Source organism: Flavitalea flava (assembly GCF_054461575.1).
In genome coordinates this window covers 25043-39846 of sequence record NZ_JBTLQH010000034.1, presented here as the reverse complement: position 1 = coordinate 39846, position 14804 = coordinate 25043, and the positions used below count along the sequence as shown (strand labels likewise).

Genomic DNA, 14804 nt, shown 5'->3' with positions numbered 1-14804 from the left:
TTTATAAGGTTAGATGTATGCCTGCCGTGATAATTTTAAGTACGGGAGTGGCAGTCTGCGTTTCAGGGTCAAGACCATTATAATGTGTAAAGGTCAACAGGTTTTGTGCCTGAATAAATATTCGCAAGGCCTCCATCTTCCATTTGGTGGTGAGTGGGAAAGGCAAACTATAGGAAAATGCCAGGGTCTTCAGCCGGATATAGGAGGCATCGCATAACACGGCATCGGATTGGTTGTAATAATTCGAATAGGCAAAATAGATATCCGATGTAGAGGTGGTCAAACCGGGGCGCGAGGCATGGTCTCCCGGTTTGGACCAGGCACCCTCCGCAAATTCTTTTTTGACATTGGTGATGGAACCCGGAGGCTGCGAAAAAGTATACAGGTAACCATAACCAATTCCTTTCTGAAACTGGAAGAACAGATCCAGGCTAAGATTTTTGTAACCGAAATGATTGCCCAGTCCGCCATAGAACTTCGGATCCCGGGTACCTGCAGTTACTCTGTCCTTTCCAAAACCTATTTGTCCGTCATGATCTACATCCTCAAATTCCGGAACGCCCGTCTGGCTATTTATGCCGGTATAGTGATAAAGCTTGAGCAGGCTGATGGGTTGACCGATCTCAAATCGGTCAGCATAGGAGGAACCGGATAGACCTGGAAATTTTAAGAGCTTATTTCGTGCAGCCGTTAAATTAAAACTGCTCGTCCACGTAAAGTTGGTCTGGTGAATATTGGTGGTTTGTAATTGGAATTCCCAACCGCGGTTCTGTACCAAAGCCGGCAGATTGGCCTGGTAGCTCGTAAAGCCGGATTGACTGGCGAGGGGATAACTGACCAATTGATTACCCGAGCGGTTCCGGAACCAGGCAATAGAAAAATTGATCCTGTTATGAATCGCCCCCAGTTCAACGGCGGCCTCTAGCTTTTTGTTCGATTCCCAACTATAGTTCTCGTTACCCAGGCGGGAAGGGTACAGCACGGCTGAACCGAGATAAGGGATCGAAGATGCGCTATAGGACTGCAGGTACTGGTAATCGCCGATCTGATCATTGCCGGTGAGGCCATAACTACCGCGCAACTTGCCAAAACTTAACCAGGGAAAAAGGTTTTCCATAGTTTTTTCCTTGTAAAAAAGCCAGGCAGCTCCCAGGGACCAGAAATTGCCAAATTGCCTGCCAGGCCCGAATCTGGAGGAGCCATCCCTGCGGGTGGTGGCATTCACAATATATTTTCCCTTCCAGTTATAATTGAGACGGCTAAGAACGGATTCATAATGGTATTGTGAGGTGGTAGAAGTCCGGGTAGTGATATTGGTCGCTGCACCCAGACTCTCCATCAAGGCATCGGAGGCAAAGTTCGTTGCGTAGAAATAAGTGGTGGCAGAATTATTGTTTTGCAGACTCGCCCCAATAAGAGCTTCCAGTTTTCCATCCCCGATCTTACCCTTGTAATTCAATTGAGGTTCCAGTATCAGGCTATTTGTACTGCTTTCACCAAATTCGGTAGCATTTACATACCCTGCACTGCTTAGAGAGTATGGAGGGAGGGAAATTCCCGGCTGAGGGACTATCTGGTTTTGCTGCATGGCCGTATAACCAACCGACACTCTCACCTGCAGGTTGGCAGGTAAGGCATAACTGAAATCAGTATTGCCTATGAACTGCCCGGTCGTTGTTTTGGTTTTGGCATATTGCATGGCAATGGGGTTGCCCAGGGCAATACCACCATTGAGCCAATAAGGTTTGCCTGTGCTGTCATATACGGGCATATTGGGTGCGGTAAGAATCGCCCGGAAAGGGTCGTTCGCTATGGAATGAATCAGGTCATTGCCATATATCATATTCGTATTGATTGCCAAACGTTTGTTTAAGGAGGTATGTCCGACATTAAGATGTGCATTCAGCCTCCTGTCGGAGCCATTACCCAGCATGATAGTGCCCTCATCCCGGAAGCCTGCCCCCAATAAAAAATGCGTTCGCTCATCACCTCCTGAAATAGTGGCCTGTATATTGGTAATGGAGGCCGTATTTCCGATCAACAATTTTTGCCAGTTAGCGTTGGCAGTGGTATCCCAGATCAGCAGATCTGGCGCATTATTGATATCAGGTGTCACACCATCGGCCGCAAAGGCTTTTCTCCGTAATTGAAGATATTGCGGGGTGTTCAACAATTTCAAAGAATTGGCAGCCTTACCAACGCCTTTATAGATATCGAGATCGAATTTTGTTTTTCCCGGTATCCCTTTTTTGGTGGTTATCAATATTACGCCGTTGGCACCCCGTGAACCGTAGATAGCTGTGGCATCGGCATCTTTAAGGACTTCCACCGATTCAATATCCGAAGGATTGATCGCATTGAGGGGATTGACAAGGCCATTCGGTGTGGAGACGGTGCTGACGCTTGAGGAAGGAACAATGACGCCGTCTATGATATACAACAGGGCCGTCCCGGCTGCCACTGAGTTAATCCCCCTGATTTGTATGGACATGTCGGATCCCGGCGCCCCGCTATTGCTGGTAACCAGCAATCCGGGAACCCTCCCCTGCAGCGCCTCCAGTAGATTTCCCACTGGCTGCTGCCCGATGACCTTTGCATCTACCCGTCCGACATTGCCCGTGTTCTCCATTTGTTTTTCACTGTAGTACCCTTTATTGATAATAACGTCATTGAGCGCCGTTATTTTTTTTGAAAGCTGTATATGAATGCCATCGCTGATAAGGTGCTTGGTAATTTTCAACTCCCTCGATTCATATTCCACCGAGGTAAAAAGAAGAAAGTCTCCCTGAGAAACAGGGATAATAAAATTACCCCCGACATCGGAGGCCGTAGCGGTTGCATTCACCATGCTCTTTTTGGTAACCGTAACTCCGGCCACAGGATTGCCCGCTTCATCGGACAGGTGACCTTTCACTGGTTGAGGGGTAATAATTTCTTCGGTATTATCAGCTATCCGTCCAGAAGTAAGATCGGAGCCCTGCTTACGGGATAACAGGATCGTCGTACGGCGGAGCGTAAACTTTATGGGAAACCCCTTTAACAAAAGGGTAAGAAAGTCGGTTAAGGGCAGGTTTGTTGCCTGGATGGATACGGTTTTTGCGTGCTCCAACACTGATTCATCGTAAACAAAGACAAAACCTGTTTGTTTTTTGACCTCGGCAAATACCCTTTCAATGGGGACATCTTTACCGGAATAACTTACATTTTGTGAGATTCCTTTGGCGCTGACATTCATCAAGGCTGCGGTTAGTAATACCATTGTCAACTTCATGATCAAAAGGGTTTTGGTTATGCGGCGGTTGCTCCCACGAGCCGAACGTCCGCAAAAAGCAGTTTTTTGCATACATTTGCATTGTTTGGGTGAATGAATAAACAGTCTCCTACGACTTTTTTGTTCTTTGATTACCCGGACATCCTGCCAGTAATGTTTCCGCATTGCTGGCTTTTTGTTTGGATAACCTATTTGCCTACTATTAATGTCCTTCCATCAATCCTGAATTTGATTCCCATCTCGCTTAACAGATCGAGCATCTCATTTAAATGGAGATCTCGCCCCATTTCACCTTTCAGTTTCAATTTGGGGGCTCCGCCTTCAAATTTTATGTCCAGGTCGTACCACCTGGAAAGCTGTCGCATGACGGCGTAAATGTCTGCACCATTAAAGTTAAACCGCCCATTCTTCCACGCTACCACTCTGTCCAGGTCTATATTATTGACCAGGGCAGGCCGCTGTAACATCTTCTGCCCACCAGCCCTGGTGATCTGTGCCTGCTGACCGGACCTGAGCATAACCGAAGCAACGGAAATGCTTCCTTCCACCAAGGTGGTATTGATGGAACTTTCATCCGTATACGCATTAATATTAAAACTGGTGCCTAACACATCGATTTCTATCCCGTCAGTTATTACCCTGAACGGTTGATGAATATTCTTCGACACTTCCAAATATGCCTCCCCGGTCACTTCTACAATCCTGCTGCTGCCTGTAAAAGCAGTAGGGAATCTTATCGAGGAGGCAGCATTGAGCCAAACTTTCGTTCCATCAGGCAATACGACCCGGAATTGACCACCTCTTGGGGTATTGACCATGTTATAGAGTGCTTCCCCCGAAGGAACATGCTGCGAAGCATTCTTTTCCGTATTGTACGTTAATATTCCGCTGCCAGGTTTACTAATCCTTGTCTTTCCTTGTTGTGCAATATTCGTATTGGCAGTACTGTCCAGTACTATTCTGGTCCCGTCCGCCAAGGTCAGTATGGCTTTGTCACCCCCAGGCGCTATATCCGTTTGTATACGTTCCTTGCCATTGGCAAAAGATGGGTTCACTTTTGTATACCTGCTCCACAAAAAAGTTCCCACGCCTGTTACCAATAACACGGCCGCTGCCCACCCCCACTTGCGGAGATAACCAATACGGCGAACGGGTTGGACCTGTGGCTCATACCTGCCATGGATCCTTGACAATATACCTTCTACTTTTTCCTGACTAAGTACCGGTAGATCAGGAGATCGTTCCAGGAACAGGTCAATGCAACTTTCCAGTAAAGGCTGGTTTTCAGGATTTTTAGCAAAAACTGAGAACTCCCGCTCTTCCTCCGGGGTAATTTTCCCAGAATAGCGCTGCCAAAATAAATGGTTGAGACGATCTATGTTCATGGTGGTAAGTTAAAGAGCCTTGTCAGCCCAAAATGGGGGTATCAGGAACAAAAAAAAAGTGGAATAATTTTAAATGGAATGAATAACAGATAGAATTAAGAAGCTTGGCAATAACTCGGGAGCATGAATAACACAATAAGCCCTTATATTCAGAATCGCCATGGCAAGGTATTTCTTAACCGTTTCCGGGCTGATATTCATGGCCAGGGCAACCTGTTCCCTGGTGAGATGCTGTTGTTTGCTCAGACGAAATACCTTTTGTTGCTGGGCAGGAAGTTGATTTACCGCCTTTTCATAGACCTCAAGGATATTATCTGCTTCCCATCCTTCCCCCAGGCTGTCCAGTTGTATTTCTACATCATCAGAGACCTTTTTATTAAGATCCTGCCATCGAAGCTGCCTCCTTAATGCCTTATAAGCCTGGTTCCTGGCCATGATAAACAAATAGGACTTAAAGTCCGAAATAGCGGGGAGGTCGTTCCGTTTAATCCAAACCTTTATAAATACGTCCTGCACGACTTCTTCCGCCAGGTGAGTAGAAGCGGTCACCAATAAAGCTGCTTTATATACGGTTGGATAGGTAGATTCAAAGACTAGTTTAAATGCACGTTCATCCCCGTTGGCGATTTGTACCAGCAGGGCAGGGTCGTAATATAATTTCTCCAACTGTAACAATGTAATTATCAGTAACTAAATAGAATATGTGTTCTTGAAGATAAGGGGGATTCGGTGTAATGGTATAACAGGAGTTAATGCCGGGAAAAGCGCTCTTGTACAGCTAAATTAGGAGAAAATGAAGAGACTGAGTGGTATAATTTCTTAAAAGGCTCTTTCCTATGGTCCAAATTATACGATAAAAAAAACCGTAAATTCGCCCTTCATGTTGACCAGGGAACAAATCGCCATTATAGGAAGCTCGGGAAATATTAAGATCAACGCTGTAGCCGGTTCAGGAAAGACCACTACCCTGCTTGAATATGCAAAGGCAAGACCAGACGAAAAAATACTATACCTGGCCTTTAATAAAGCAGTAAAACTGGAAGCGGAAAAGAAATTTCAGGAAAAAGGCGTCCCGAACGTAAAAATAGAAACGGCTCATTCTTTGGCTTTCTCCCGCATTGTTAAAGGAACGAATTATACCCTAAAAAAAGACGGCTACAAAAACCCCGAGGTCGTTGAATTGCTCAGGCTTGATCAATATCCCGGCAGGCATACCGAATATATTCTCGCGACGCATATCCTTGCCTTTCTTTCCTACTTCTGCAACAGCAATAAAACAAAAGTTCTGGATCTGAACTATGAGGATGTTATCAATGATCCCGATGCCAAGCTCTTCGCGCTTAATTTCAAAGATGAAATAGCCTGGCAAACCAGGGTCTTCCTGGACAAAATGAATAAAGGTGAAATACCCATTATACACGATTTTTATCTGAAGAAATTTCAACTCGGCAAACCTGTTCTTGCCTTCGACACCATACTTTTTGATGAAGGGCAGGATGCATCCGAGGCCATGCTGGATATCTTTCTTTCCCAGAAAGCCAGCAAGGTAATAGTCGGAGACACGAATCAGCAGATATATGGATGGCGCTATGCCGTAAACTCCCTGGAAAAAGTTGACTATCCCGCTTATAATCTGGGCACAAGTTTTAGATTTAACCAGGATATCGCCGGATTGGCAAAAGATATCATTAGCTGGAAACGTCATTTGAACATACCGTCGGTTATTAAGATCACAGGTGCGGGCAAAACGGGCAAAATAAAAACAAGGGCTGTAATTGCCAGAACGAATGCAGGACTTTTGGTAAAAGCTATCGAATTGCTTATTGAAAAAAAAGAGATAGGGTCCGTTTATTTCGAAGGAAGGATTGAGAATTATACGTATGCCGGGGAAGGAGCATCAATCTATGATGTTCTTAATCTTTATTCGGGGGAAAAAGAGTGGATTCGTGACAAAATGATCGCCTCCATGAAAAACATGACTGAACTGGAAGAATATATTGAGAACACGGGAGATGCACAGCTACGCATGCTTGTTGAATTGGTAAAGGATTATGGCAAAAAAATCCCCGGCTATATAAAAAAACTAAAAGAGTGCCATCTGGATAATGACGACAAGTATAAAGCCGATATGATCTTTTCAACTGTTCACCGGTGCAAAGGAATGGAATATGACGAAGTTACCCTGGCGGACGATTTTATAACCGAAGAAAAGATCATCGAACTGGCGGGATCTAAAGAGACTACCAGCATGGCCAGATTAACGGAAGAAATAAATTTATTGTATGTGGCCATTACCAGGACAAAAGGCAACCTTTATCTTTCAGAGGACTTGCTACCTGCATCACAAAAAGAAATGCCTGTGAAAAAAGGAGCGGCTATAAAGATAACCAAAGGCAGGTCCGCAAAACCGGTTGATAAAACCTATAACAGACAGGCAGCCAAAGATAAAAACAGGAGCCGTTCAGTTTATTCAGGAATAAAAAAATTGCGTTCGAGATAAGAACAATCCCTTAATGGCATAATGCACCAAGCTTCCCAAGCGCTTTCTCAAATTGAGGCGTCCATAAAGAGCAGAAACTAAGGCGTATATAATTCTTATACCCCCCTTTAGCAGAAAAAAGTTCTCCTGGGGCAATTCCGATCCCCTGATCAAAGGCGGCATCCTGAAGCTTAGCTGCATTGACCTTTTCCGGTAACTCGATCCAGATCACAATACCGCCCTTAGGCCGGGTAATCTTTGTCTCCGGCGGAAAATACTGTTGGATCAGCCAACTCATCCGAAGGAGATTTTTGTGCAGCTCTTTCCTGAACTGGTGAAGATGACGATCATAGGCGCCTGAGACCAGCAGTTCCTGCAATACTCTTTGGGGAAAATTAGCCGTAGCTCCATTATTCATTGATTTATACCGTGCCACTTCATAGCCAAACTTACCGGGGGCACACCATCCGATCCGGAAACCCGGGAACAAAGACTTACTAAAAGAATTACATAAAAGCACCCATCCATTCTTATCATACGTTTTAATGGTATCCGGACGGACCTGGTCAAAGAAGAGGTCGCCATATATATCGTCTTCAATAATGGCAATTTTATTTTTATTGGCAAATGCAGCGATCTTTTTCTTTTTATCGCTGCTCAGACAGGCCCCGGTAGGGTTATTAAAATTACTTACCAGGATACAAGCCTTTATTTTCCGTTTTTGGCAGGCATCCTCAAGATCCTGTATTTCAATACCGGTTTCTGAATGACAAGGTATGGCCACTACTTTCAAATTCAACCATTCCAGGGATTGCATAACACCATAATAGCAGGGTTCCTGAACCAAAACGGTATCGCCGGGAACGGTTACTGCTTTTAAACAGAGATTCAGTGCTTCGGTTGCCCCGTTGGTTATGATCAGGTCATCTGCATGTAATGATCCTCCCCAGGAAAAGGAGCGTTTGGCGAGCGAATTCCTTAACCCCGGATTGCCCCGGTGGTCTTCCATATGCAGGTAATCGCCGCTGGTGTCCCGGGAAACATGCTGAATAGCCCGCTTTATACTGTTAAAGGGTAACAACCGGTGATCGGGCAGGGCATTCGCAAAAGAAATAAAATTTTTCCCCGGTTTTTCCTTTCTAAGTTTCTGCAACAGGTTATCGATATACACCTTATGTTCCGACAAGGAGAGGGGTACGGTTTGGGGTAATGCCGGATGGCTGTTTGGTTGATAGCTCACAAAGTAACCCGATTTCTCCTGAGCGGTGATCAGGCCGGTATCCACCAAATGATTAAATGCCTGCAATACCGTTCCGACACTCAGCCCCTGTTCTTTGTGAATAGTCCTTAAAGAAGGCAATTTTTCACCAACAGAATAGGTGCCTTTATTGATCAGGGAGGCAATTTTTTTTGCCAGGTCCATATATAGAAGTTCGCTCATAATCACCCGGTTAAATTCTGTTACAGTAATATATTCAAAATCTGTATCTGTTACAATTGATCAAAATTAACCAATTTTGAATTATCCTTTTCAGAGAAAAATAAAAAGATAAAAATAAAAAGCTAAAATATGCAACCAATCGAAACAACCGGATCAGCGCGTTTGCCTTTTACCGAAGCGGTAAGAACAGAAAACCAATTGTATATCTCAGGACAGATTGGATCAGATCCTGTAAGCGGGGCATTGATAAAGAACTCATTTAGGTCTGAGGCTGAACAGGTCATGGAAAACATAGGTAATGTGTTGAAAAGGAATAGCCTGGATTACCATCACCTGGTTATGGTTGTTATTTATCTTACCGATATGGAGAACTATGCTGAAACGAATGAAGTATATACTCAATTCTTTTCTTCCGTCTTTCCGGCCCGTGTATGCATCGCAGTAAAAGAACTTCCTTTGAAGGCAAACATAGAAATTAGCGCAATAGCCCGTTTAGTTACGGGGTTAAAATAATTTTCCATCTCTTTTAATTTATTATCATGAAAAATATCCCATATTATCACGTAGATGTTTTTTCTCCGGTTCCTTTATCCGGCAATGGTCTGATCGTATTTACAGAAGCAGAGAATTTCAGCAACTCCACCATGCAGCGTCTTACGCAGGAAATGCGGCAGTTTGAAACCATATTCCTGCAAAAGATCAATGACCATACAAAGATCAATGACCGGACCATGAAGGCACGCATTTTTACCTGTGCAGAAGAATTGAACTTTGCGGGGCATCCGATCCTGGGGGCAGCAGCCACCTTACACGATCTCCAGGAAAATCCGGAAGCCAGGATTGAATGGACTTTCGCCTTAAATGAAAAAACAGTAAAAGTTTATTCAGAAAAAAAAGATTATGGGTTTGAAGTTACCATGAACCAGGGAAAAGCAATATTTGGCAGGGTGCTGAATGCGGAAGAAACAGGCTCCCTTTTGAGTTATCTGAATGCAACACCGGAAGACCTGGTTCCCGGCCTCTTTCCGACGGTGGTATCGACAGGTTTACCTTACCTGATTATCCCTTTTTTAAACAATCGTTTTAAAGCAAACATAGGCGCACCCGGTCTCGAAGAACACTTACATCGATTCAATGCCAAATTTATCGGTCTGTTGGATTTCGAAACCCGCAGTATAAGAACAGGCAATAATGACGGTTCTTTGGAAGACATAGCTACAGGTAGCCTGGCTGGCCCAGCCGGTGCATTTCTGGTCAAACATGGCTTTGAAAAACCAGATCAGGTCATTCAATTCTTTCAAGGTAAAAACCTTTCCCGGAATAGTCTTCTTTATGTAGAATTAAAAAGCTTCCCGGATAATACAGCAGATGTATGGGTAAGCGGCAGTGTGTGTAAAATTGCTAAAGGTTTTTTGGAGTACAATTTGGTCAACCATTTGGAAATACTTAACCCTAAACCCTGATCCTTAATTATAAACCCTGATCCCTGATCCTATACCTTCTTCAGGGTCTCATCCACCAGGTTCTGTGCTTCCTCCTGGATCCGGCCTAAATGATCCTGCCCACGAAAACTTTCAGCATAGATCTTGTAAATATCCTCTGTTCCGGAAGGCCGCGCAGCAAACCACCCATTCTCAGTACTCACTTTTAAGCCGCCGATCGACTCACCGTTACCGGGAGCCTTGGTGATCACCGAGGTTATCTTTTCACCGGCCAGTTCCTTTCGGGTTACCTGTTCCGGTGACAATTTTCCCAGTAAATCTTTTTGAGCAGGCGTTGCCTTTGCTTCTATACGTTCATAAAATGACTCGCCGGATTCCTTACTGAGTTGGGAGTAGATCTCTCCCGGATCTCCCTTACCTGTTGCGGTGATCTCAGCAGCCAGCAGTGCTGCGATCATCCCATCCTTATCCGTGGTCCAGACTTCGCCACTGATCCGCGCAAAGGAAGCCCCTGCGCTTTCTTCACCGCCAAAACCCAATGAGCCCCCAAACAATCCGTCAACGAACCATTTGAACCCGACGGGCACCTCAAACACTTTCCGCCCTATCCGGGCGGCAACTTTATCGATCATTTGGCTGCTGACTACCGTCTTACCGATCATTTTACCGGCAGACCAATCAGGCCTGTGTTGAAAAAGATGAAAGATCATAGTTGTTAAATAATGGTTGGGAGGTAACAATCCGGCTTTTTGGGTCACGATCCCATGACGGTCATAGTCCGTATCGCAGGCCATGGCAATCGAAAACTTATCCTTTAAGGCTACCAGCCCTTGCATGGCATAAGGAGAAGACGGATCCATTCGGATCTGTCCATCCCAGTCCACCGTCATAAAACGAAAAGTAGGATCCACCGTTTTATTGACCACAGTAATATCCAGACCATAACGTTCTGCTATAGGCTCCCAATAATGGACCCCTGCTCCACCCAGCGGATCTATGCCAATACGGATCCCGGCATTCCGGATAATTTCCATATCGATCACGCTGCCAAGATCTCCCACATACTTGTTTAAAAAATCATACCGATGAGTAGTAGAGACTTTAAGCGCTTTATCGAAGGATATCCTGTTCACTCCCTGAAGAGCCTTAAAAAGAAAATCATTTGCCTTTGCTTCGATCCACCGGGTTGCCTCCGTGGGAGCAGGACCTCCCGTAGGTGGATTGTATTTAAACCCGCCATCCTGGGGAGGGTTATGGGAAGGGGTGATAATAATACCATCCGCAAAACCGGATTCCCTGCCCTTGTTGTAGTTAAGAATGGCATGTGAAACGGCAGGTGTCGGCGTGTACTCATCCCCTTCGGAGATCATCACCTCGATGGCATTGGCTGCCAGAACCTCCAGGGCCGTGGCGAATGCCGGCAGGGATAAGGCATGAGTATCCATTCCGATAAACAGGGGGCCATCTGTACCCTGTTGTTTTCGATACAGACAAATGGCCTGTGTTATAGCCAGAATATGCGTTTCATTAAAAGAATTCAGAAGGGAAGAACCCCGGTGACCGGATGTTCCGAACGCAACTTTTTGTTCTGCTATGGCTATATCCGGTTTGCCGGTATAATAGGCTGAAATAAGTTTAGGGATATTGCACAATATTTCCTGAGGTGCCGGTTTTCCTGCATAAGGGCTTATTTGCATAGACGTCTGTTTTTGTTTTTCCTGGTTGGTAAGATACGAAATAGCAGCCTGCTAAGGCTTGCGGATTTCCCCCTATCTTATTTCTCCCTATCTTTATGGGTTAACACCCTTACCCCAACCTTTGTTCGCTGAACAAACCGATTGTTATATATAAATCAGACGGAAATGATCATTCAAATGACCGGCCTTTCCGGTGCCGGCAAAACCTCAATCGTTCAGGCAACAAAAATCATATGGCCTTACCCCGGTATTTCTTTTGAAATAGTGGATGGCGATGTTTACCGGAATACTCTTTGCAGCGACCTGGGGTTCTCAAAAAAAGACCGATGCGAGAATATCCGCCGGCTGGGAAAGGTGGCCCATGAACTTGCCGGCACAAAAAATATTTCGGTCATTGCAGCCATCAATCCTTACCAAATTGCCCGTCAGGAATTAAAAAATAAATACAAGGCCAGAACGGTATGGATCGATTGTCCTTTACAGGAATTGCTGATCAGAGACACGAAGGGGTTATACCGCAGGGCATTTATGCAGGATGGAGCCCCTGATAAGATCTATAATCTTACCGGTGTCAATGATCCATATGAGGCTCCCTTTGATGCGGATCTTATTATCCGCACGGAGAGAGAAACCCTGGAAGAATCGGCACAAAAACTTTTACTATTCATGCAAAAGATTATTAACCAAGATTATTAACCAAGATCATTAACCAACCTGTTCTATACTGATTCTTTGGAACGACCTTCCGACCTTTCTCTTTCCAGTACTTCCCATAATTCCTCCACCTGATAATAACGCTCCAATGCAGCCTTTTGATAAACCGGTCCTTTTTCATCTACCTTTTCTTCCGAAAAAACCGAAGTGGCCATCTTTGCATGGAACAAACTTCTTTTCTCCATGTCCGCTTTTTCGCTTTCACCGACCGGTATTCCGCAAAAACTTACTATTTTATTAGTCAGACTTTCCGGCCCTTCCTTATAGTTTACCAATAAAATGTTCTTATCGGCCTGGGCTATCGTCATTAATTGTTCGTAGTATTTTTCAAGGACATTGGCCATATACGTATTCAGATCCGATTCACCAAAATTATGCGGCTCCAGACCGAATAACGCCGGGTCGATCATTCCGGGAACGGCCTGGATACCTCTTCTTTTTTCATGTGAGCGGATTACTTCTGCCGGCGTCCTGAATAATAAAATAAAAGGGGTGTCCGGGTAGAGTTTCCGTAACAGATCATAATAAAACAAATGCCAGCTATCCGTTTTAACAAACAGGTATTTTTCCTTTCCGGTTCTTTTTCGGCCGTAAAGGCGAATGGCTGCAGAAAGCAGAGAAAGAACGGGCCACCCATTGGCCTCCTGGACTTCAGGAGGGAGGCGAAGGATATCATCAAAAAATGGAACTTCAGCCAGGACAATAGCTGACTTAAGCTGCGTAAGCATTTGCGACACCAGGGTTGAACCGCACCTGGACACGTGGAAAATAAAGGCGGACGGCGCAACCGTCTCCATATCCCCTGCCCATTCGGACAGAATAGGACAGTCGCTCACACTTTTTTGTTTATGCCCGGCATGTAGGAATTTCGCCTTCAAAATGGTTTCGTCGAAAAAGGGATCTGTGAAGCCAAGATTCCCGGCAGGCAGCCAATGACATTGTAAGGTCCGGTCTTTCAGGCTTTCCAGTTTATAGGGAATCCAGTTTAATGGCAGCGGGCTCTTATCCATAATTGCCTGTTTTTCGCAGTTTTTGATCTATTAGCAGTTTCTGATCTATTGCCGGTCCTCCAATTGTTTGGCCAGTGCTAAGGAGGTTTGGGTGCCCTGAAGCCGCAATTCCGTGATCACCGCTAAAAGATGTCCTGGCTCTTTTTCTTCATCCATAATTTTTTCGGTAAAAGCAGCATTTCCGAACAGTTCTTTCAGCCAGTCGTTCACTGAACAATCCACTACCAGATGTATTCGGTCCGAAGAGCCTTTGTTGGCTACACTATGGAGCAAATTCACATTTATATACCAGCACTCCCCTTCCTTCATTTTTAATAAGGCCGAATTGGAATAAAAAAATACCTGGTCATTGGTAAAGATTGGAAAATGCAGACGGGCCTCTCCTTTTTCAAAGGCAAGTTCATGGTCTCTATGGGGCTTGATGACGGCGCCTTTCTCCAGATTCAATAACCGAACAGACATCACCGGGCAGAGGAATTGGGATAACAAAGCTTTTATAGCCGGACAAGCGATCATCAGGGGAGTATCGGCATAACTCAAAACTTCATTGGATGCCGGGATAATGCTGGTTTCCTTTCCATCGGGAGACCGAAGAGAGATCACGGTCCAGGAGCCGGTATAATCTGTTGAATTAAAATGCATCGTCCATTGCTCAGGAAGAGGAAGGCTTCGAACCTCCTGCTGAACGGCCTGATGATCATAACAAAGGTTTAACCGGGCATAATGGATCATAAGTTAATTTATAAATTATCCAGGTTATTGCGTCTTTTTTCTTTTAGTTTTTTAAAGACGGAAGGAGTCATACCGGTGATTTTTTTAAACTGGCCCGATAAATGACCCACACTGCTGTAATGCAATTTTCGGGCGACCTCCGTAAGATTCAGATCATCATATACCAGCAATTCTTTTACCCTTTCAATTTTATGGATAATGATAAAATGCTCGATCGTAGTTCCGCGGACCTCTGAAAAAAGATTGGCCAGGTAAGTATAATCATACTCCAATTTCCCGCTTAAGAATACAGAGTACTTGGTCAGGGGTGGTTCGTCTGCATAATGGATCATTTCAATGATCACATTTTTGATCTTTTCAACCAGGACAGCTTTTTTATCATCCAGCAATTCCAATCCCGCCCTTTTCAGGGAGCGGTTCAAAAGCATCCTTTGTTCCGGAGAGATGGCCTGTGTGAGGCTGACCTCACACAATTCGACGGTTAAATAGGGTATATTCAATTTTTCCAGTTGAACTTTTACCAGCAACTTACACCGGATACTGACCATATATTTTATATACAGTTTCATTTAATCACATCGATAATGCTAAGGTAATACGGCCGGGCGGATTTTCCACCCCGCTAATGTGTGA

At 44.8% G+C, this 14804-nt stretch carries 12 protein-coding genes; 4 read left to right on the top strand and 8 right to left on the bottom strand.

Going from position 1 to position 14804, the window contains the following annotated elements; translation table 11 throughout:
• Position 1: 1 nt before the first annotated feature.
• The 3 genes from ACX0G9_RS23530 to ACX0G9_RS23520 all read right to left on the bottom strand — a co-directional run bounded on the left by ACX0G9_RS23530 (position 2) and on the right by ACX0G9_RS23520 (position 5322).
• Positions 2-3271, bottom strand: coding sequence for a SusC/RagA family TonB-linked outer membrane protein (locus ACX0G9_RS23530; protein WP_459067419.1), 3270 nt, complete (start codon positions 3269-3271; stop codon positions 2-4).
• Positions 3272-3459: 188 nt separating this feature from the next.
• Positions 3460-4656, bottom strand: coding sequence for a FecR family protein (locus tag ACX0G9_RS23525; protein ID WP_459067418.1), 1197 nt, complete (start codon positions 4654-4656; stop codon positions 3460-3462).
• A 69-nt stretch (positions 4657-4725) separates the two neighbouring features.
• The gene (locus tag ACX0G9_RS23520) at positions 4726-5322 is read right to left on the bottom strand and encodes an RNA polymerase sigma factor (RefSeq protein WP_459067417.1); all 597 of its coding nucleotides are present in this window, start codon (positions 5320-5322) and stop codon (positions 4726-4728) included.
• A gap of 214 nt (positions 5323-5536) precedes the next feature.
• Between ACX0G9_RS23520 and ACX0G9_RS23515 the strand changes: the two genes are divergently transcribed.
• Entirely contained in the window at positions 5537-7156 is a 1620-nt protein-coding gene (locus ACX0G9_RS23515) for a UvrD-helicase domain-containing protein (protein WP_459067416.1), read from the top strand.
• Positions 7157-7166: 10 nt separating this feature from the next.
• On the opposite strand, the gene ACX0G9_RS23510 is transcribed toward ACX0G9_RS23515, so the two are convergent.
• Entirely contained in the window at positions 7167-8576 is a 1410-nt protein-coding gene (locus ACX0G9_RS23510; protein WP_459067415.1) for an aminotransferase-like domain-containing protein, read from the bottom strand.
• A 129-nt stretch (positions 8577-8705) separates the two neighbouring features.
• On the opposite strand from ACX0G9_RS23510, the gene ACX0G9_RS23505 reads away from it, so the two are divergent.
• Both ACX0G9_RS23505 and ACX0G9_RS23500 read left to right on the top strand, forming a co-directional pair.
• The gene (locus ACX0G9_RS23505; RefSeq protein ID WP_459067414.1) at positions 8706-9089 is read left to right on the top strand and encodes a Rid family detoxifying hydrolase; all 384 of its coding nucleotides are present in this window, start codon (positions 8706-8708) and stop codon (positions 9087-9089) included.
• 26 nt (positions 9090-9115) lie between these two features.
• Positions 9116-10039, top strand: a complete 924-nt coding sequence (locus tag ACX0G9_RS23500; protein WP_459067413.1) for a PhzF family phenazine biosynthesis protein — start codon at positions 9116-9118, stop codon at positions 10037-10039.
• 29 nt (positions 10040-10068) lie between these two features.
• Here ACX0G9_RS23500 and pgm read toward each other — a convergent pair whose 3' ends face one another.
• Complete coding sequence (pgm, locus tag ACX0G9_RS23495; RefSeq protein WP_459067412.1) at positions 10069-11715, bottom strand: phosphoglucomutase (alpha-D-glucose-1,6-bisphosphate-dependent); 1647 nt, start codon at positions 11713-11715, stop codon at positions 10069-10071.
• Between the two features lie 141 nt (positions 11716-11856).
• Here pgm and cysC point away from each other — a divergent pair, with 141 nt between their 5' ends.
• Complete coding sequence (gene cysC, locus ACX0G9_RS23490) at positions 11857-12411, top strand: adenylyl-sulfate kinase (protein WP_459067411.1); 555 nt, start codon at positions 11857-11859, stop codon at positions 12409-12411.
• 23 nt (positions 12412-12434) lie between these two features.
• Here the strand turns inward: cysC and ACX0G9_RS23485 are convergent, their stop codons facing one another.
• Genes ACX0G9_RS23485 through ACX0G9_RS23475 form a run of 3 tightly spaced genes read right to left on the bottom strand, consistent with a single transcriptional unit; the run spans position 12435 to position 14740 of the window.
• A complete protein-coding gene (locus ACX0G9_RS23485; RefSeq protein ID WP_459067410.1) occupies positions 12435-13439 on the bottom strand; it encodes a sulfotransferase in 1005 nt (334 codons plus the stop codon).
• Positions 13440-13484: 45 nt separating this feature from the next.
• Entirely contained in the window at positions 13485-14171 is a 687-nt protein-coding gene (locus ACX0G9_RS23480) for an aspartyl/asparaginyl beta-hydroxylase domain-containing protein (protein WP_459067409.1), read from the bottom strand.
• A gap of 8 nt (positions 14172-14179) precedes the next feature.
• The gene (locus ACX0G9_RS23475; protein ID WP_459067408.1) at positions 14180-14740 is read right to left on the bottom strand and encodes a helix-turn-helix domain-containing protein; all 561 of its coding nucleotides are present in this window, start codon (positions 14738-14740) and stop codon (positions 14180-14182) included.
• Between the last annotated feature and the right edge of the window lie 64 nt (positions 14741-14804).